Origin of the sequence: Streptomyces sp. RP5T (assembly GCF_003933965.1) — a bacterium.
GTDB lineage: Bacteria > Actinomycetota > Actinomycetes > Streptomycetales > Streptomycetaceae > Streptomyces.
On the sequence record NZ_RSAJ01000017.1, the window covers coordinates 1 to 19085 of the forward strand.

General features: G+C 70.9%; 16 protein-coding genes. 6 read left to right on the top strand and 10 right to left on the bottom strand.

Features of this window, described 5'->3' with window-relative positions; all coding sequences use genetic code 11:
- Positions 1-116 precede the first annotated feature (116 nt).
- Positions 117-1235, bottom strand: a complete 1119-nt coding sequence (locus EHS43_RS03490) for a mechanosensitive ion channel family protein (protein ID WP_125189034.1) — start codon at positions 1233-1235, stop codon at positions 117-119.
- Positions 1236-1352: 117 nt separating this feature from the next.
- On the opposite strand from EHS43_RS03490, the gene EHS43_RS03495 reads away from it, so the two are divergent.
- Positions 1353-1922: a dienelactone hydrolase family protein gene (locus EHS43_RS03495; RefSeq protein ID WP_125189035.1), complete on the top strand. Its 570-nt coding sequence runs from the start codon at positions 1353-1355 to the stop codon at positions 1920-1922.
- Here EHS43_RS03495 and EHS43_RS03500 read toward each other — a convergent pair.
- The 4 genes from EHS43_RS03500 to EHS43_RS03515 all read right to left on the bottom strand — a co-directional run bounded on the left by EHS43_RS03500 (position 1919) and on the right by EHS43_RS03515 (position 6683).
- Positions 1919-3574: an alkaline phosphatase gene (locus EHS43_RS03500; RefSeq protein ID WP_125189036.1), complete on the bottom strand. Its 1656-nt coding sequence runs from the start codon at positions 3572-3574 to the stop codon at positions 1919-1921. The genes EHS43_RS03495 and EHS43_RS03500 overlap by 4 nt on opposite strands.
- A gap of 84 nt (positions 3575-3658) precedes the next feature.
- Positions 3659-4474: a thioredoxin domain-containing protein gene (locus EHS43_RS03505; protein WP_125189037.1), complete on the bottom strand. Its 816-nt coding sequence runs from the start codon at positions 4472-4474 to the stop codon at positions 3659-3661.
- A 99-nt stretch (positions 4475-4573) separates the two neighbouring features.
- Complete coding sequence (locus EHS43_RS03510; protein WP_125189038.1) at positions 4574-5266, bottom strand: hypothetical protein; 693 nt, start codon at positions 5264-5266, stop codon at positions 4574-4576.
- 91 nt (positions 5267-5357) lie between these two features.
- A complete protein-coding gene (locus EHS43_RS03515) occupies positions 5358-6683 on the bottom strand; it encodes a DUF2252 domain-containing protein (RefSeq protein ID WP_007381396.1) in 1326 nt (441 codons plus the stop codon).
- Positions 6684-6886: 203 nt separating this feature from the next.
- Between EHS43_RS03515 and dnaE the strand changes: the two genes are divergently transcribed.
- On the top strand, positions 6887-10426 hold the full coding sequence (gene dnaE / locus EHS43_RS03520; RefSeq protein ID WP_125189039.1) for a DNA polymerase III subunit alpha: 3540 nt from the start codon (positions 6887-6889) through the stop codon (positions 10424-10426).
- A gap of 95 nt (positions 10427-10521) precedes the next feature.
- Here dnaE and EHS43_RS46205 read toward each other — a convergent pair whose 3' ends face one another.
- Entirely contained in the window at positions 10522-10686 is a 165-nt protein-coding gene (locus EHS43_RS46205; RefSeq protein ID WP_185806095.1) for a hypothetical protein, read from the bottom strand.
- Positions 10687-10906: 220 nt separating this feature from the next.
- On the opposite strand from EHS43_RS46205, the gene EHS43_RS03525 reads away from it, so the two are divergent.
- From EHS43_RS03525 to EHS43_RS03540, 4 genes are all read left to right on the top strand, one after another.
- Positions 10907-12124, top strand: a complete 1218-nt coding sequence (locus tag EHS43_RS03525; RefSeq protein WP_125189040.1) for an NYN domain-containing protein — start codon at positions 10907-10909, stop codon at positions 12122-12124.
- A gap of 106 nt (positions 12125-12230) precedes the next feature.
- Positions 12231-13205, top strand: a complete 975-nt coding sequence (locus tag EHS43_RS03530) for an ABC transporter ATP-binding protein (protein ID WP_125189041.1) — start codon at positions 12231-12233, stop codon at positions 13203-13205.
- 73 nt (positions 13206-13278) lie between these two features.
- Complete coding sequence (locus EHS43_RS03535; protein ID WP_125189042.1) at positions 13279-14103, top strand: ABC transporter permease; 825 nt, start codon at positions 13279-13281, stop codon at positions 14101-14103.
- A 34-nt stretch (positions 14104-14137) separates the two neighbouring features.
- The gene (locus tag EHS43_RS03540) at positions 14138-14815 is read left to right on the top strand and encodes a DUF2567 domain-containing protein (RefSeq protein ID WP_125189043.1); all 678 of its coding nucleotides are present in this window, start codon (positions 14138-14140) and stop codon (positions 14813-14815) included.
- A 137-nt stretch (positions 14816-14952) separates the two neighbouring features.
- On the opposite strand, the gene ybaK is transcribed toward EHS43_RS03540, so the two are convergent.
- From ybaK to EHS43_RS03560, 4 genes are all read right to left on the bottom strand, one after another.
- Complete coding sequence (gene ybaK / locus EHS43_RS03545) at positions 14953-15453, bottom strand: Cys-tRNA(Pro) deacylase (protein WP_125189044.1); 501 nt, start codon at positions 15451-15453, stop codon at positions 14953-14955.
- Positions 15454-15469: 16 nt separating this feature from the next.
- Positions 15470-16210, bottom strand: coding sequence for an LON peptidase substrate-binding domain-containing protein (locus tag EHS43_RS03550; RefSeq protein ID WP_125189045.1), 741 nt, complete (start codon positions 16208-16210; stop codon positions 15470-15472).
- A gap of 11 nt (positions 16211-16221) precedes the next feature.
- Complete coding sequence (locus EHS43_RS03555; RefSeq protein ID WP_125189046.1) at positions 16222-17232, bottom strand: hypothetical protein; 1011 nt, start codon at positions 17230-17232, stop codon at positions 16222-16224.
- A 121-nt stretch (positions 17233-17353) separates the two neighbouring features.
- A complete protein-coding gene (locus tag EHS43_RS03560) occupies positions 17354-18940 on the bottom strand; it encodes an oxidoreductase (protein WP_125189047.1) in 1587 nt (528 codons plus the stop codon).
- Positions 18941-19085: the final 145 nt, after the last annotated feature.

The window sequence follows — 19085 nt, forward strand, 5'->3', positions numbered from 1 at the left end:
ATGGCGGGGCGGAGCGGGGGCATTAGCCGGTGGACGGGTGTGGGCTCGTCGTGGCTGGTCGGCGCGGTTCCCCGAGCCCCTGAGCGCGCCCGGGGAACCCGCGCCGTCATGTGCCGTCAGCCGCGCCCCGTTCGCGGGGACTCGTGGGCGCGGCGGGGCGTCTCGCCGTCCCTCCCGTTGCCGTTGACCCGTCGGAACCCCGGCGCCAGTGTCGCGTCCGCCGTGTTCACCCGCGGCAGCGCGTAGGGGTGGTTGTCGGTGAGCCAGCGGATCATCTGCTCGCGGACCGTGACCCGTACCGTCCAGATGTCGTCGGCGTCCTTGGCGGTCACCAGCGCCCGCACCTGCATGGTGTTCGGGGTGGTGTCGGTGACGGCGAGCCCGTAGTCGCGGCCGTCCCAGGCGGGGCACTGGCGCAGGATGTCCCGCAGCCGCTCGCGCATCAGCTCCACCGGAGCGGTGTGGTCCACGTGCCAGTAGACGATGCCGGTCATCTGCGGGGTGCCGCGCGACCAGTTCTCGAACGGCTTCGAGGTGAAGTAAGACACGGGCATGGTGATCCGGCGCTCGTCCCAGGTGCGGACCGTCAGGAAGGTCAGCGTGATCTCCTCGACCGTGCCCCACTCGCCGTCCACGACCACGGTGTCGCCGATGCGCACCATGTCACCGAAGGCGATCTGCAGCCCGGCGAACATGTTGCTGAGCGTCGACTGGGCGGCCACACCGGCGACGATGCCGAGGATTCCGGCCGAGGCCAGCAGCGAGGCACCGGCCGCGCGCATCGCGGGGAACGTCAGCAGCATCGCGGCCACCGCCACCACGCCGACGGTCGCGGCGACCACCCGCATGATCAGCGTCACCTGGGTGCGCACCCGGCGGACCCGGGCGGCGTCGTGGTGGGCACGCGCGTAACGGGTGTACGTCGTCTCCACCACGGCCGCCGCGATGCGGATCACCAGCCAGGCGGTCGCCCCGATCAGCACCAGCGTCAGCGTCTGCCCGATGCCGGCGCTGTGCCGCTCCAGCACCCGTGCCTCGTCATAGGCCCCTCTCAGCATGGCCGCGCACAGCACCAGCATGTAGGGGATGCGGCCACGGCGCAGCAGACCCCACATCGGGGTCTCGCTGTGCCGTGCGTCGGCCTTGCGCAGCAGAAGGTCGGTGGCCCAGCCGATCACGAGAGTGAGCAGTACCGAACCGCCGACCACGATCAGTGGGCGGAGTACGTTCTCCATGACCCCGAACCTAACCGGCCCCGCCGGGGCATGAACATGTGACTTCGGCCGCGAAGTGGGTACGGCCGCCGCGATGTGGGCGACAGCACTGCCGAGGCGGGCTGGCACCATGGCGTCATGAACATCATGCTCTTTCACTCGACCTACGGCCTCAGGCCCGCCGTCCGTCGGGCCGCCGACCGGCTGCGGGCGGCCGGGCACGAGGTGTGGACGCCCGACCTCTTCGAGGGGCGCACGTTCGAGACGGTCGAGGAGGGCATGGCCTTCAACGAGGAGATCGGCAAGGACGAGTTGCTCAAGCGGGCTGTGCTGGCCGCCGCGCCCTACTCCGAGCGCGGCCTGGTCTACGCCGGTTTCTCCCTCGGCGCCTCGATCGCGCAGACCCTCGCCCTCGGCGACGAGAAGGCCCGCGGACTGCTCCTCCTGCACGGCACGTCGGACATCGCGCCGAACGCCACCGCCGACGAGCTGCCGGTCCAGCTGCACGTGGCCGAGCCGGACCCCTTCGAGACGGACGACTGGCTGAGCGCCTGGTACCTCCAGATGGGCCGCACCGGCGCCGACGTCGAGGTCTACCGGTACGCCGGGGCCGGTCACCTCTACACCGACCCCGACCTGCCGGACTACGACGAGGAGGCCGCCGAGGCCACCTGGCGGGTGGCCCTCGGCTTCCTGGAGACGCTCTAGACGGGGCTGTAGGTCCGCTCGACCTTCTGCGTGCCGTTCCGCGTGCGGTACGAACGCGCCCACGCGGACGTCGCGTTCTGCTTCGTCTTGTCGGACAGCACGTAGTAGTCCATCTGCGCCCGCTCGGCGGTGATGTCCAGGACGCCGTAGCCGTGGCGGTCGGTGTCCACCCAGTGGACGTGCCGGTTGGCGACCTGGATGACCGGCGCGGCCAGCGCGGTCACCGTGCCCTCGGGGACCTTCAGGATGTCGTCGAGGTTGTCCGAGCTGACCGAGGTGACGACGAACTCCGTGGCGGCGGACGCCGACAGCGGGTAGGTCCCGGCGTTCACCGGCACGTCGTTGGCCCACGCCATGTGGATGTCCCCGGTCAGGAAGACGGTGTTGCGGATGGCGTTGGAGCGCAGATGGGCGAGGAGTTCGCGGCGGTCGTCCGTGTAGCCGTCCCACTGGTCGGTGTTGAGGGCGAGGCCCTCCTTGGGCAGGCCCAGCAGCTCGGCGAGCGGTTTGAGCAGGTCGGCGGAGAGCGAGCCGATCGCGAACGGCGAGATCATCACGGAGTTGCCGACCAGCCGCCAGGTCGTGTCGGAGGACTTCAGCCCCGCCTTGAGCCAGTCCAGCTGGGCGCGGCCCGTGATGGTGCGGTCCGGGTCGTCGACCGAACCGTTGCCCACGGAGGCCTGCTGCGAGCGGAAGGACCGCAGGTCGAGCAGTGAGAGGTCGGCGAGCTTGCCGAAGCGCAGTCGGCGGTAGGTGGTGCCGGCCGTCGCCGTGCGCACCGGCATCCACTCGAAGTAGGCCTGCTTGGCGGCGGCCTGACGGGCCGACCAGGCGCCCTCCGCGCCCTCGGTGTGGTTCTCGGCGCCGCCCGACCAGGCGTCGTTGGCGAACTCGTGGTCGTCCCAGATCGCGACGACCGGGGCGACCGCGTGCAGGGCCTGCAGATCCGGGTCCGTCTTGTACCTGCCGTGCCGGATCCGGTAGTCGGCGAGGGTGAGGATCTCGTGGGCCGGCGCGTGCTGCCGTACGACGGTGTCGCGGGTGCCGTACTGGCCGGTGCCGTACTCGTAGATGTAGTCGCCCAGGTGCAGCCAGGCGTCCAGGTCGCCGCGGGCCGCGAGGTGGCGGTAGGACGAGAAGTAACCGGCCTCCCAGTTGGCGCAGGAGACCACGCCGAAGCGGAGGTTCGCGACGGCCGCGTCCGCCGCCGGCGCGGTGCGGGTGCGCGCCGCCGGGGAGTCGGTGCCGCCCGCCGAGAAGCGGAACCAGTAGTCGGTCGCGGGCGCGAGACCGCGCACGTCCGCCTTGACCGTGTGGTCGGAGGCGGCGGTCGCGGTGACGGACCCCTTGGCGACGACGTTCGTGAAGGACTTGTCCGCGGCGACGGTCCAGCCGACCTCGGTGTCCGGGCCGAGCCCGGAACCGGGCACGGCCTCCGCGGTCGGGGTCACCCGGGTCCACAGCAGGATGCCGTCCGGGAGCGGGTCGCCGGAGGCGACACCGTGCAGGAAGGCGGGGGCCTCGACCGCGCCGGCCGGCCATGCGGCGGCGAGCGGAGCGGCCAGGACAGCGGTGGCCGCCGCGGCCTTGACGACCGTACGGCGGCGTGGGGACAGGGAGTTGCTCCCGGCTGTTCTCTGTCTGTTGGTCACGGCCGATCAGGTTACTGGCCGGTATGAACGAGAGCGGGCGAACTCCTGAAAGTTCGCCCGCTCTTTGCCTGAAGAGTGCGGGAATCAGCCCTTCAGGGCCCCCTCCAGGGCGGTGTTGAACTCGGCCACCGTCATCGGCGCGTTCTTGCCGTCGGAACCGGTCAGCGTCTTGCCGTCCATCTTCAGGGTCGGGGTGCCGCTGATGCCGTCCTTGTTGAACTTCTCGGACATGTCCAGGGCCCACTTGTCGTAGGTGCCGTTCTTCACGGCGTTCTGGAAGGTCTTGTTGTCCTTCAGCTCCGGGACGGTCTGCGCGATCTCGATGAGGTAGGAGTCGTCCTTGAACTTGTCGGGGCCGCTCTCGTCGGGGTGCCACTTCGTGGAGTACATCGCGGTCTTGTACTTCAGGAACGCCTCGGGGCTGACGTTCAGCGCCGCGCCGAGGGCGCTGAGGCCGTTCTTGGAGCCCTCGCCGCCGAGGTTGCCGTCGAGGAAGGAGGCGCCGACGAACTGGATCTTGAACTTGCCGTCCTCGACGTCCTTGTCGACGGTCGAGCCGACGGTCTGCTCGAACTGGGCGCAGACGGGGCAGCGCGGGTCCTCGTACATGACCAGGGTCTTCTTGGCGGTGCTCTTGCCGATGACGACCGTGGTGCCGTTGGCGCCCGAGGTGTTGGCCGGCTTGACGAGCTTGTCGTTCTTGGCCTCTTCCCAGTAGCTGGGCTTGTTGCTCTGCACGACCGCGTAGCTGATGCCGCCGGCTATCGCCAGGACGCCGACGATGGAGCAGCCGACGATGACCTGCCGCTTGATCTTGTCGCGCTTGGCCTGGCGCTCGCGCTCCTGCCGCAGCCGCTCGCGGGCGGCTGTCTTCGCGGCCTGGCTGTTCCGCTTGCTCATGGTGGTGTTCTCCATCGAGGGGACGCGCACACGTCGTGTGCGGGGATACGTCGGTCGGGACTGGTGGTGCTCGGAGGCTGTGCGAGCGGTGGGTGCGGCTCAGGCGACAGCGGGAGAGCACGGCGGTCCACGCCGTCCCAGGGAGTGCACGAGGATCTCGTCGGGCACGACGGCCGTACGGCGGCCGGGGCGCACCGGACGGGCCGGTTCCGGCGCCGACCGCACGGTCAGCGCGGCGGCCGCGAGCAGAAGCGGCCGGAATGTGGTGGCGGCCACGGCCCGCAACAGCTGGGCCAGGGCCCGCTCGCCGCGGCGCAGCCAGGTGGCCGCGAGCAGGCCGACCAGGACATGGGCGCCCAGCAGCAGCCAGGCGGTCCGCGGGTCGGCGTGGGCGAGCAGTCCGCCGAGCCGGCCGGGGTCGGTGCCGGTCATCCGGGCCAACGGCGAGCCGACGCTGGTGCCGTCGCCGCAGAACAGGTCCCAGCCGACCGAGCGCAGCGGGCCCGCGACCGGGCCGCCCGCGGCGCCGTAGCAGACGTGCTGGCCGGTGGTGAAGACGGTGTCTGCGGCCAGCTCCAGGGGGATCAGCACGGCGGCGATCCGCCCGAAGCCGCGCTCCCGGCCGGCCAGCGCGAAGGAGAGCGCGAACACGGCGGCGGCGACCACCGCCACGGTGTTGAGCGGCAGGGGAGCCCGGGACAGCAGCACGTGCGACGCGGTGCTGAGCGTCACGACGAGTGCCGTGAACAGCGCCGCGCGGAGCGCTCGAAGCTGGGTCCCGGATATGTCCATAGCGTGGAGAGTGTGTCACGCGGGCCTGTAAGGGACCCCTAAAGAGTCCCTGTGAGCGGCCCTATCGTTATCGACGGTGGTAAGGGGCCTGTCACAGGCCGGGGATGCGGCCGTTGCGGAACAGGTCCACGAAGGTCTGGTGGTCGGCACGCGCGCGTGCGCCGTAGCTGTGCGCGAAGTCGACCAGGAGGCCCGCGAAGCCGTCCTCGTCGGCCGCGATCGCCGCGTCGATCGCCCGCTCGGTGGAGAAGGGCACCAGGGACTCGCCGGAGGTGTCGTCCGCCGCCGCGTGCATGGTGGCCGTGGCGCGGCCGAGGTCGGCGACGACCGCCGCGATCTCCTCCGGGTCGTCGATGTCGCCCCAGTCCAGGTCCACGGCGTACGGCGAGATCTCCGCGACCAGCTGGCCCGCGCCGCCCAGCTCGGTCCAGCCCAGCCACGGGTCGGCGTGCTGCTGGAGGGCGCGCTGGGAGATCACCGTGCGGTGGCCCTCGTGCTGGAAGTAGTCGCGGATCGCCGGGTCGGTGATGTGCCGGGAGACGGCCGGGGTCTGGGCCTGCTTGATGTAGATCACCACATCGTTCTCCAGGGCGTCGGTGTGCCCCTCCAGCAGGATGTTGTACGACGGCAGCCCGGCCGAGCCGATGCCGATCCCGCGACGGCCGACGACGTCCTTGACCCGGTAGGAGTCCGGGCGGGCCAGGGACGCCTCCGGGAGGGTCTCCAGATAGCCGTCGAAGGCCGCGAGCACCTTGTAGCGGGTGGCCGCGTCCAGCTCGATGGAGCCGCCGCCCGGCGCGAAGCGGCGCTCGAAGTCGCGGATCTCCGTCATCGACTCCAGCAGGCCGAAACGGGTCAGGGAGCGGGCGTCGCGCAGCGCGTCCAGCAGCGGGCCCTGGGCGGTGTCCAGGGTGAAGGGCGGCACCTCGTCGCTCTTGGCGCCGGTGGCCAGGGCGTGGATCCGCTCGCGGTACGCGCCCGCGTAGACCTCCACCAGCTCGGTGATCTGTTCGTCGCCGAGCGCCTTGGCGTACCCGATCAGCGCGACCGAGGCGGCGAAGCGCTTGAGGTCCCAGGTGAAGGGGCCGACGTAGGCCTCGTCGAAGTCGTTGACATTGAAGATCAGCCGGCCGTTGGCGTCGAGGTAGGTGCCGAAGTTCTCCGCGTGCAGGTCGCCATGGATCCACACGCGCGAGGTGCGCTCGTCCAGGTACGGGCCGCCCCGCTTCTCCGCGTCCAGGTCGTGATAGAAGAGGCACGCCGTACCCCGGTAGAACGCGAACGCCGAGGCCGCCATCTTGCGGAACTTGACGCGGAACGCTGCCGGATCGGCGGCCAGGAGCTCGCCGAAGGCGGTGTCGAAGACAGCGAGGATCTCCTCGCCGCGGTGCTCGTCGTTGAGCTGCGGAACCGACATCGCGGGGTGCCTCCTGGTGCATGCGTACGACAGCGTTTCTGTCGTCTCTCCAACGGGTGGGCCCCGGCCAAAGTGCCCGCGACCCTCGTTGTGAAGGTACGCGGGGCGGGCCTTGGAGTGTCAGTGCCGAGGCATAGACTTCGACGCTGTCCCCCGAACTGTCCGCCCGTCTGTCGTCGAGTGTTTTCCATGGAGGCCACGCCGTGTCAAAGCCGCCGTTCACGCACCTGCACGTCCACACCCAGTACTCCCTGCTGGACGGTGCCGCGCGGCTCAAGGACATGTTCAACGCGTGCAACGAGATGGGCATGACCCACATCGCCATGTCCGACCACGGCAACCTCCACGGGGCGTACGACTTCTTCCACAGCGCCAAGAAGGCCGGGGTCACCCCGATCATCGGCATCGAGGCGTACGTCGCGCCCGAGTCCCGGCGCAACAAGCGCAAGATCCAGTGGGGCCAGCCGCACCAGAAGCGGGACGACGTCTCCGGTTCCGGTGGCTACACCCACAAGACGATGTGGGCGGTGAACTCGACCGGCCTGCACAACCTCTTCCGGCTCTCCTCGGACGCCTACGCCGAGGGCTGGCTGCAGAAGTGGCCCCGCATGGACAAGGAGACGATCTCCCAGTGGTCCGAGGGGATCGTCGCGTCCACCGGCTGCCCCTCCGGCGAGCTCCAGACCCGGCTGCGCCTGGGCCAGTACGACGAGGCGCTCAAGGCGGCCGCCGACTACCAGGACATCTTCGGCAAGGACCGCTACTTCCTGGAGCTGATGGACCACGGCATCGAGATCGAGCACCGGGTCCGCGACGGCCTCCTGGAGATCGGCAAGAAGCTCGGCATCCCCCCGCTGGTCACCAACGACTCGCACTACACCTACGCGCACGAGGCGACCGCCCACGACGCCCTGCTGTGCATCCAGACCGGCAAGAACCTCTCCGACCCCGACCGCTTCAAGTTCGACGGCACCGGCTACTACCTGAAGTCCACGGAGGAGATGTACGCCATCGACTCCTCGGACGCCTGGCAGGAGGGGTGCGCCAACACCCTCCTGATCGCCGAGATGGTCGACACCACCGGCATGTTCGAGGCCAAGAACCTCATGCCGAAGTTCGACATCCCCGAGGGCTACACCGAGGTCACCTGGTTCAAGGAGGAGGTCCGCCGCGGCATGGAGCGCCGCTTCCCCGGCGGCATCCCCGAGGACCGCCAGCGCCAGGTCGAGTACGAGATGGACGTCATCATCCAGATGGGGTTCCCGGGCTACTTCCTCGTGGTCGCCGACTTCATCATGTGGGCCAAGAACAACGGCATCGCGGTCGGTCCCGGGCGAGGCTCCGCGGCCGGCTCGATCGTCGCCTACGCCATGGGCATCACCGACCTCGACCCGATCCCGCACGGCCTGATCTTCGAGCGGTTCCTCAACCCCGAGCGCGTCTCCATGCCCGACGTCGACATCGACTTCGACGAGCGCAGGCGCGTCGAGGTGATCCGGTACGTGACGGAGAAGTACGGCGCCGACAAGGTCGCCATGATCGGCACCTACGGCAAGATCAAGGCCAAGAACGCGATCAAGGACTCCGCGCGCGTGCTGGGCTACCCGTACGCGATGGGCGACCGCATCACCAAGGCCATGCCCGCCGACGTCCTCGGCAAGGGCATCGACCTCAACGGCATCACCGACCCCTCGCACCCCCGCTACTCGGAGGCCGGCGAGGTACGCGGGATGTACGAGAACGAACCGGACGTGAAGAAGGTCATCGACACCGCCAAGGGCGTTGAGGGCCTGGTCCGGCAGATGGGCGTGCACGCCGCCGGCGTGATCATGTCCAGCGAGACCATCACCGAGCACGTCCCCGTCTGGGTCCGGCACACCGACGGCGTCACCATCACGCAGTGGGACTACCCGAGCTGTGAGTCGCTCGGCCTGCTGAAGATGGACTTCCTCGGCCTGCGCAACCTGACGATCATGGACGACGCCGTCAAGATGGTGAAGTCCAACAAGGGCATCGACCTGGAGCTGCTGAGCCTCCCGCTGGACGACCCGACGACCTTCGAGCTCCTCCAGCGCGGTGAGACGCTCGGCGTCTTCCAGTTCGACGGCGGCCCCATGCGCTCCCTGCTGCGCCTGATGAAGCCCGACAACTTCGAGGACATCTCCGCCGTCTCCGCGCTCTACCGTCCGGGCCCGATGGGCATGGACTCGCACACCAACTACGCGCTGCGCAAGAACAAGCTCCAGGAGATCACCCCCATCCACAAGGAGCTCGAAGAGCCCCTCAGGGAGGTCCTGGACGTCACCTACGGCCTGATCGTCTACCAGGAGCAGGTGCAGAAGGCCGCCCAGATTATCGCCGGGTACTCGCTCGGCGAGGCCGACATCCTGCGCCGCGTGATGGGCAAGAAGAAGCCCGACGAACTGGCCAAGAACTTCACCATCTTCCAGGCCGGCGCCCAGAAGAACGGCTACAGCGACGAGGCGATCCAGGCCCTGTGGGACGTGCTGGTCCCCTTCGCCGGATACGCCTTCAACAAGGCGCACTCCGCCGCGTACGGACTGGTGTCGTACTGGACCGCCTATCTGAAGGCCAACTACCCGGCCGAGTACATGGCGGCGCTGCTGACCTCCGTCAAGGACGACAAGGACAAGTCGGCGGTCTACCTCAACGAGTGCCGGCGCATGGGCATCAAGGTGCTCCCGCCGAACGTCAACGAGTCGGTGCACAACTTCGCCGCCCAGGGCGACGACGTGATCCTCTTCGGCCTGGAGGCCGTGCGCAACGTCGGCACCAACGTCGTCGAGTCGATCATCAAGAGCCGCAAGGCCAAGGGGAAGTACGCCTCCTTCCCCGACTACCTCGACAAGGTCGAGGCGGTCGCCTGCAACAAGCGCACCACGGAGTCGCTGATCAAGGCGGGCGCCTTCGACACCCTCGGGCACACCCGCAAGGGATTGACCGCGCAGTACGAACCGATGATCGACAACGTGGTCGCGGTCAAGCGCAAGGAGGCCGAGGGCCAGTTCGACCTCTTCGGCGGGATGGGGGAGGAGGAGACCAGCGAACCCGGCTTCGGGCTCGACGTGCAGTTCACCGAGGACGAGTGGGACAAGACCTATCTGCTCGCCCAGGAGCGGGAGATGCTCGGTCTGTACGTCTCCGACCACCCGCTCTTCGGCCTGGAGCACGTGCTGTCCGACAAGGCCGACGCGGGCATCGCCCAGCTCACCGGCGGCGAGCACTCCGACGGCGCGGTCGTCACCATCGGCGGCATCATCTCGGGCCTCCAGCGCAAGATGACCAAGCAGGGCAACGCCTGGGCGATCGCCACCGTCGAGGACCTCGCCGGTTCCATCGAGTGCATGTTCTTCCCGGCGACCTACCAGCTGGTGTCGACCCAACTCGTCGAGGACGCCGTGGTGTTCGTCAAGGGCCGCCTCGACAAGCGCGAGGACGTGCCCCGGCTGGTCGCGATGGAGCTCCAGGTCCCGGACCTGTCCAACGCGGGCACCAACGCACCGGTGATCCTCACCATCCCGGCCACCCGGGTCACCCCGCCGATGGTCAGCCGCCTCGGCGAGATCCTCACGCACCACAAGGGCGACAGCGAGGTCCGTATCAAGCTCCAGGGCCCGACCAAGACGACCGTCCTGCGGCTGGACCGGCACCGGGTGAAGCCGGACCCGGCGCTCTTCGGCGACCTGAAGGTGCTGCTCGGCCCGTCCTGCCTGGCGGGCTGACCGGGCCCTGTCGGCACCGGCCGTGCAAAAGGGCGCACTCCTGACGGGGTGCGCCCTTTTGTGTACCCGGGTCTCAACAACCCTTTATGCAGATGTCAGTTGTGGCCGAAGCTTTTCTGCCGCCCCTTGCGGGCCATGTCGCCGGGGCTCACCTGCGGGGCGTGCTGCTCGGTCTGTGTCTCCATCGAGTTCTGCCGGGGCTCCTGCCCGGCACGCTCGTTCTGGGACGGCTTGCGGTTCTGCTTCTTGTTCTTGGCCATGGTGATGCCTCCTGTGGGATCTAGGGGCCAGGGCCGGGACCAGATTCACATAGGCTGACAACAGGCGCATTTCGGATAATTACCGTGTGTGACAGGGGATGTCGCCGGGCAATGCCCCGAAACGCCACGCCGAAGATCGAGTTCCGGCCGTTAACCCCCGTACGGTCGGGCAGACTCGAAGGAAGCCCGAAGCAAACCTCCCGGAAAGAGGGTGGATCGCGTGGACCGCTGCATCGTCCTGGTGGACGCCGGGTATCTGCTGGGGGCCGCCGCCAGTCTCCTTGCCGGGGAGCCCTCCCGTTCCCGCATCACCGTCGACCACGCCGCCCTCGTCCAGGGGCTGCGCGACCGGGCCGAGTCCGACACCGAACGGCCCCTGCTGCGCATCTACTGGTTCGACGGCGCCCCCGACCGCGTCCCGCAGCCCGAGCACCGCAGGCTGCGGGTGATGCCCCGGGTCACCGTCCGCCTGGGCGCCCTGACCCGCAGCGACGGACGCTGGGCCCAGAAGGGCGTGGACGCCGCCATGCACGCCGAGCTCACCGAGCTGGCCCGCAACCGCGCCTGCTCCGACATCGTGCTCGTCACCGGCGACGGTGACCTGCTGCCGGGCATGATGGCCGCCAAGGAGCACGGGGTCGCCGTGCACCTGTGGGCCGTGCAGGCCGCCGACGGGGACTACAACCAGTCGGAGGACCTGGTCGCCGAGGCGGACGAGCGGCGGGTGCTGGACCGCGCGTGGATCACCAAGGCCGTACGCGCCAAGGAGCTCGGCGGGATCTGCGCGCCCTCGCCCGCGCCGCGGCCCGAGATCGCCGCGATCCTCTCCGCGCCGCTGCCCGAGTCCGCGCTCTCGCAGGCACCCGAGCGCACCTCCGAGGAGAGCGAACACGCCCCGGCGGCCTCCTCGGACAACGGCACGCAGGAGCGCGTGCCCGCGCCCAAGGGCGTACCGACGCCCAAGGACCTCGCCGCGCTGCGGGCGCCCGGCGCGCAGGCCGCCCAGCACCCCGCGAGCGCGACCCTGCGCTGGTCCTCCGACAAGGGCTGGGTCGACCGGCCCGGCGGTGCCGCCGAGCCGCCCGAGGTCGCCTCCATGCCCACGCTCGCGCAGCTCACCACGGCGGAGCAGCGCTGGGCCGACCGGGAGGAGGACATCACCACGGTCGGCGGCGACCCGTTCGAGGTGGGGCAGGTCTTCGCGCGCCGGTGGATGGAGCGGCTGGGGGACCAGACCCATCTGCAGCGGCTGTCCGGGATGTACCCGCGGGTGCCGCACCGGATCGACGGGGAGCTGCTGCGGTACGCGGCCCGGTTCGGACTGCTCGCCCACAAGGACGACCAGATCGACGAGCACGACCGCTATGCGATCCGCGCCGGGTTCTGGCGCGAGATCGACGTGCGGACGGCGGCGGAGCACGCTCCCGCCGGGGAGTGAACCGGCACATACCCCGCCCCAAGGGCGAGCAGAGCTCCCCGACCCCGTAGTCTCGTCCTTTGTGAGTACGCGCGCTGCACCGGCACTTCGACACAGTGGGGATGTCGTGTGTGCGGTGCGCGGACTGACCAAGACCTATCCCGCGGTGCGCGGGCGGCGCGGGACGCCGGCGACGCCCGAGGTGCGGGCCACCGACGACGTACGGCTGGACATCCGGCAGGGCGAGATCTTCGGTCTGCTCGGCCCGAACGGCGCCGGCAAGACCACCCTCGTACGGCAGCTCACCGGCCTGATGCGGCCCGACAGCGGCAGTGTCGAGATCCTCGGGCACGACATCGTGCGCCACCCGGACCGGGCCTCGCGGATCCTCGCCTACCTCGGCCAGGAGTCCAGCGCCCTCGACGAGCTCACCGTCTCCCTCGCCGCCGAGACCACCGGCCGGCTGCGCGGCCTGGACGCCAGGACGGCGCGGGCCGAGCGGGACGCCGTACTCGACGAGCTGGGACTCACGCCGATCGCCGGGCGGCCGCTGAAGAAGCTGTCCGGCGGGCAGCGGCGGCTCGCGTGCTTCGCGTCCGCGCTCGTGGGGGAGCGGCCGCTGCTCGTCCTCGACGAGCCGACCACCGCGATGGACCCCGTGGCGCGGCGCGCGGTGTGGTCCGCCGTGGACCGGCGGCGGGCCGAACGGGGGACCACCGTCCTGCTCGTCACCCACAACGTCATCGAGGCGGAGACCGTGCTGGACCGGGTCGCCGTCCTCGACCAGGGGCGGGTCATCGCCTGCGACACGCCCTCCGGGCTGAAGGAACAGGTCGCCGGGGAGGTCCGCGTCGACCTCGTGTGGCGCGAGGCCGCCCCGCTGCACGTGCCCGAGGTCGCGGCCCTCCAGGACCGGGCCGTGGCCGCAGGGCGCCGCTGGACCCTGCGGCTGGCCCCCGAGGAGGCCCGCGCGGTCGTGGCCACCGTCACCGGCGGGGCCGCGTTCGCCGCGCTGGACGACTTCACGCTCGCCACGCCCAGCCTGGAGGACGTGTACCTCGCCCTGGGCGGGGCCGCTCAGCAGGGGCTGGTGAAGGCTTGAGCACGTTGAGCACGCGAAGGGCCCTGTCCGTACGTCTCAGGGCGAGCGCCGGAGCGAAGAGGAGCAGAGCCACGTGAGTGTCGTACCCGCCGAGGTTCTGCCCGGCGGCGCGCCTGCCGTCGTGGAGACGGGCCGGGGCGCGGCCGCCGAGCTCGGGCCGCGCGCGCGGCTGTGGCCGTCGCTCGCGGCCGTCTACCGGGCGCAGCTGTCCCGCGCCCGGGTCGCGCGCATCCCGCTGCTGTTCGTCGCCACCTTCCAGTCGATCGGGATCATGATCCTGATGCGGGGGGTCGTGGACGGCGGGGGCGAGGCGCAGTCCGTGGTCGCGGGCGCGTCCGTGCTGGTCGTGGCCTTCGTCGCGCTCAACCTGCTCGCCCAGTACTTCGGGCAGCTGCGGGCGAGCGGCGGGCTCGACCACTACGCCACGCTGCCGGTACCGCCCGCCGCCGTGGTGCTCGGCGCCGCCGGGGCGTACGCCTCCTTCACCGTGCCCGGGACCGTGGTGACCGCCGTCTTCGGATGTGTGCTGTTCGGGCTGCCGCTGGCGCACCTGTGGGTGCTGGTGGCGGTGATCCCGCTGGCCGGAGCCGCCCTGGCGGGGCTCGGCGCGGCCCTCGGGCTGCTCGCGCCCCGGCCGGAACTGGCCACCCTCCTGGGTCAGCTCGGGATGTCCGCCGCGCTGCTGCTGGGCGTGCTGCCCGCCGACCGGATGCCCGAGGTGGTGCGGTTCGCCCGGGACCTGCTGCCCTCGACCTACGGCGTCGAGGCCTTCGCCCGGACCTTCGGCCCGCACCCCGACTGGGCCTTCGTGCTCGGCGACCTCGCCGTGTGCGGATGCGTGGGCGTGGTCTCGCTTGCCGTCGCCACCTGGGCCTACCGTCGGGCGGCCGTCCGGTGACGCGCCCCACAGGCGGGCCTGGCACGATGTCAGGGTGACCGCTCCGTTGACGCCTCCTCCGCCGCCCCACGAACCGTCCTCGCACGATGCGTGGCAGGCCCCAGCCCCCGGCTACGCGGCCCCTGCCGAAGTCCGGTACGGGCAGGGCGGGCCCGGGATGAAGACCGAGCTGATCGAGGGCGCGGTGATCCTGGTCGCCGTGGCGCTCTCCGGGGTGCTGCTCGGGCTGCTGTGGTGGTGGCTGGCGCCGCACGTGCCGCTGGTCGTGGACGTGGACGAGCAGGGGAACTGGGTCGTCTACCTCAAGGACACCGAGGGGGAGCAGGCGGTCGGGGTGGACGGCACGCTCACCCTGCTGGCCCTGGCCTTCGGTTTCGTGAGCGCGCTCGTCGTGTTCCTGTGGCGGCGCCGGGGCGGAGTCCCGCTGGTGGTCGGGCTGGCCGTCGGGGGAGTGCTGGCATCACTGCTCGCGTGGCGGGTGGGGATGTGGCTCGGCCCGTCCTCCGACGTGATCGCCCATGCCAAGGCCGTGGGCAAGGGCGTGACGTTCTCCGCGCCGCTGGAGCTGGGGGCGAAGGGGGCGTTGCTCGCCTGGTCGTTCGCCGGGCTGGTCGTGCACCTCGGGCTCACGGCGCTGTTCGGGCCCCGGGATCCCGAGCCGGTGTACGGACAGACGATTCCGAAGGACGGCTACGGGTCGCCCGTGCAGTAGGGACTCCCCCGACCCCGCCCGCTACGCCGGGCGCCTGCCGTGGTTCGAGCGGCCCTTCTTCGTGCGCCACCTGCGCTTGCGTGTTCTCTTCGACATGCCCCTTCTGCTTAGTCCAGGAAGGGGCACTCGTCGAGGGGTCACGCACGGGCGATAGGCGCCAGGATCGCGTCGGTGAGGTCGGCCAGGTCCTTCGGCGCCAGTTCCACCTCCAGGCCGCGGCGGCCGGCCGAGACGCAGATCGTCTCGTGGGCGGAGGCCGAGGCGTCCAGGACCGTGGGGAGCTTCTTGCGCTGGCCCAGCGGGGAGATGCCGCCCCGCACATAGCCCGTGGTGCGTTCCGCGAGGGTCGGGTCGGCCATCGCCGCCCGCTTGCCGCCCGCGGCCGTCGCGAGGGCCTTCAGGTCCAGGGAGCCCGCCACCGGGACCACCGCCACCGTCAGCGTGCCGTCCACGTCCGCCACCAGGGTCTTGAAGACGCGGTCGGGGGAGACCCCCATCGCCTCGGCCGCCTCCTCGCCGTACGAGGGGTGGGAGGGGTCGTGGTCGTAGGCGTGCACCGTGAAGGACACGCCTGCCGAGGTCAGGGCCACCGTCGCGGGGGTGCCCGCGGACTGCTGCTTCTTCGACTTCTTCGCCATCTGACGGGTTCCGGCCTCAGTTCAGACTCGTCGGGCCGAGCGTCAGGTCCGACGCCGGCAACGACGGCAGATTACGGATGATCGCCGTCTCCGCGCGCAGGAGTTTCAGTTCGTCGCGCAGCCGGGACGCGGTGTCGGGGGCCTGGAGCAGGCGCTGCTTGGTCGGGGTGTCCAGCACCATCGCGGCCGCCACCAGGTACGAGACCACCGACGGTTCGTCCGGGAGGTCCGCACCGGAGGACAGGGAGCGTTCCCTGGCTCCCGCCAGACGCTTCTGGTACTGGCGGAAGGCCCGCAGCACGCCTTCTGCCAGCGGCCCGGACTCGTCGCCCGCCTCCTCCGGCAGTTCCTCCAGCTCGGCCGTCAGGTACGGGCCCGAGGCGTCGACGGACAGCAGCCGGACCCGGGTCGTCCCGGTCGCCAGGACCTCGAAGGTGCCGTCGGCCCGCTCCCGTACCGTCGCCGCGTCCGCGACGCAGCCGACGGCGTGGAACGCCTTGACCGGGTCGTCACCGAAGCCGGCCGCGGGGCCGGTGTCGGGCGCGGCCGCGGGGTCCGGCAGGCCGGGGGCGCTGGGCGCCACCTCGTGCCCGTCGCGGATCGCCACGACGGCGAACCGGCGCGGCTCCTCCTCGGGAGTCTTCAGCAGTTCGCGCATCATGGCGCGATAGCGCTCCTCGAAGACGTTGAGAGGAAGCACGAGCCCCGGGAACAGCACTGAGTTCAGGGGGAAGAGCGGGAGCCGTACGGTGGTCACGGCGCCAAAGCCTAATGGCCTGCGGAGCGGACACGTCCCCCGTGCCCACTCCGTGGATGGATCAGGGCGTGCCGCCGGACCTCCTCACGCACCTCAAGGAAGCGGCCCAGCGGATCCTCCGACTCCCGGCTCCAGGGGAAGGAGGTCGCGTACGGGCCGAGCATCCGCAGCTGTTCCAGGGCGTCCGGCCAGCGGCCGAGGCGCACCAGGACGTACACCAGCTTGTTGCGGATCTCGGCCGGCCACGGGTCGGCGGCCGTGAACGTGGCGGACAGCTCGATCGCCCGGTCGGCCGCCGCGTCCAGCCGCTCGCGCGGTACCGCGTCGGCGCCGGCCCCGGTCAGACACGCGAGGGCCGCCCGCGCGGGCAGCGCCTGGACGAGCGAGCCGGGCGGGGCGTCGTGGGCGGCCCGGTCGGCGAAGTCGAAGCACTCGCGGTAGGAGCCGCGCCAGGAGGTCGCCAGATAGCTCAGGGCGGCGACATGGCAGCCGTAGTGCAGCGGGGCGCGCCTGAGGGCCGCCTCCCACAGTTCCCCGAAGTAGGTGGGGCCGGCCTGTGAGCCGCGTGCGTGGTCCAGCGCGATCCGCCACGGCACCGGGTCGCGGTCCTCGGCGCGCGCCGAGGCCGTGATCAGCGGGCTCACCTCGCGCAGCAGCTCCGCCCTGGCCGGCGAGTCCCAGACCCGGTCCACCGCGAGCTGGGCGCCGAGCACGAGCTGGTCCGGGTCGTGCGGGGCTTCGGCGCGCCAGGTGTCGTACCACTCGGATCGCGAGCGGGCGAAAGCCGACAGGCGTCGGACGTACCGGTCGCGCAGCTCCCAGGCGTGGTCCTCGCGGGTCGCGCGCAGCAGCTCTGCCGCCTGCCCGTGCGCGCCCTGCCCGGCGGCGACCAGCGCGGGTCCGAGCCGGTCGTCGGGCGCGTCGAGTAGTACCTCGTCGTCGGCGGGCAGTCCGCCGGTGAGATACGCGGGTATCCGCGACGCGCGGCTGAAGGGGGGCAGCAGAGCCATGGTGTCGACCATTGAAAGACCGCGGCTCGGCGTCGCGCCAGTGCGCACGTGCAACTCATGGAAAGTTGTACGGCGGAAAGTCAAGGGACGGCAAAGACGCGACCGGTGTTCACCTTCCGCCCCACAGACCTCCCTAGTTCCGCCGCAACAGCCTGGTGGCCCCCGCCGCCACGGTGGTCGCCAGGATCCAGCCGAGGAGGACCATCGCCGCCGCCAGCCACTGCCAGCCGCCGTGCAACTGCCAGAAGCCGACCTGCCCCAGGTCGATCACCGGAAGCAGCAGGTCCAGGGCGAACAGGGCGGGATTCCAGGCCGGGTGGTCGCCTCCCTTGAGCGGCGGATGGCTCGCGTGTGCGAACGCCACGGAGCCCGCGGCCCACAGCACCGCCATCCACACCGCGGCCCGGCCGGGCCGGTACCCGTACGCGACCGTCAGATCCTGCACGTAGCCCCAGAACTTCGCGGCGGGCGGCAGGGTCTCCCGGCGCCGGCGCTGCTTGGCGAGCAGCACCTCGCGCGCGTCCTCGTCCTCGCCGCCCGCCCGCAGTACCGCGGCGAGCCTCTCGTACGGCTCCGGGTTGTACTCGGCGGTCGCGGCCGCCACCCACTCCAGCCGCTCGGCCAGCGGGAACGGGCCGTGCGGCACCAGGTTCTCGTAGGCGAAGCCGCCCATGTGCAGATTGCCGGGCCCCGGCCAGGCGCTCGCCCGGTCCACGAGGTTGCCGACCCGCGCGCCCGACAGCACCACCTTGCCGCGCTGCGGCTTCTCGCCGAGGAAGCGCAGCTCGGGCGCCTGGATGCGGCGCAGCGACAGCTCCTGCTCGTCGGTGAAGGTGAACCGGGCCCGCTCCAGGTCCACGGCGTCCCCGAACCGCCCGTCGTCGAGGCGCACCCCGCCCTGGCACTCGAAGCGCTGGATGCGGGTCCCGCGCGCGGGAGTCGCCCCGCTCAGCATGGCGGCACCGACGCCCGCCGGGGTCAGGTACAGCGTGCGCTCGACGGTCAGCTGCGGGGCGTTCAGCGCGAGCCGGGTGTACGGGTTGTTCAGCCGGGCGCCGCGCAGACTCAGCGAGACGCCGATCGTCGCGCTGCGCAGGCTCAGCTCGCCGTGCGACTCCAGGAGCTCGGCCTGGAGGTCCTGGCCGACCGTCATGCCGTCGGCGGCGAGGGAGCGGCCGCTGCGGTCGCGGTAGACGATCGCCTGGTTCATCAGCAGGTCGGTGCCGATGTGCGCGTCGGTCAGCCGGACCCCGTTGTGGAAGCGGCAGCGCGGCAGATGCAGATCGCCCTCCGTGTGCACCCGGGCGGCCTCCAGGCGCGGCACCGAGCAGTTCACGAAGCGCGCAGTGGTGAAGCGGGCCTCCGGCAGCAGGATCTCACGCTCGAACCGGCAGCCCTTCATCTCGACGTACGGCACCACCGTGCCGCCCGCGAGGTCCAGCGTGCCGCTGATCTGCACGCCGGTGAGCTTCAGGGACGACACCCGGCCCGCGAGCGCGGGCGGACCGTCCAGGAGCAGCCAGCACACGATCCGCGCGCGTACCGTCCGCTCGGGTCCCCAGGGGTGGCCGCCGTGCGGATCGTCGACGACGGTGTCGCCGCTGCTCAGGTCGTACACGCTGCCGTTGCGGAAGGCCTGCCACATGCCGGCCTCGGCGGCGGTCAGATCGTCCGGCAGGTCTCCGTCGTGGATGCCCCGGATGCCGGCCCCCTCGGTCACGTCTCTTCCATCCCCCTCATCTACTCGCGGGTTTCGTACCGGTCATGCCCGCTGAGTGACCCCCCGAACGCTAGACGTACTGTTGATCTTCCGGGTTGCGTATCAGCCATTGGAATGCGCGAACGGGCCCTGACGCGGGTCTGAG

Coding starts and splice junctions, on each gene's coding strand:
- EHS43_RS03490 (WP_125189034.1), bottom strand. CDS start 1,235: ATGGAGAACGTACTCCGCCCACTGATCGTGGTCGGCGGTTCGGTACTG.
- EHS43_RS03495 (WP_125189035.1), top strand. CDS start 1,353: ATGAACATCATGCTCTTTCACTCGACCTACGGCCTCAGGCCCGCCGTC.
- EHS43_RS03505 (WP_125189037.1), bottom strand. CDS start 4,474: ATGAGCAAGCGGAACAGCCAGGCCGCGAAGACAGCCGCCCGCGAGCGG.
- EHS43_RS03510 (WP_125189038.1), bottom strand. CDS start 5,266: ATGGACATATCCGGGACCCAGCTTCGAGCGCTCCGCGCGGCGCTGTTC.
- EHS43_RS03515 (WP_007381396.1), bottom strand. CDS start 6,683: ATGTCGGTTCCGCAGCTCAACGACGAGCACCGCGGCGAGGAGATCCTC.
- EHS43_RS46205 (WP_185806095.1), bottom strand. CDS start 10,686: ATGGCCAAGAACAAGAAGCAGAACCGCAAGCCGTCCCAGAACGAGCGT.
- ybaK (WP_125189044.1), bottom strand. CDS start 15,453: ATGGCGAAGAAGTCGAAGAAGCAGCAGTCCGCGGGCACCCCCGCGACG.
- EHS43_RS03555 (WP_125189046.1), bottom strand. CDS start 17,232: ATGGTCGACACCATGGCTCTGCTGCCCCCCTTCAGCCGCGCGTCGCGG.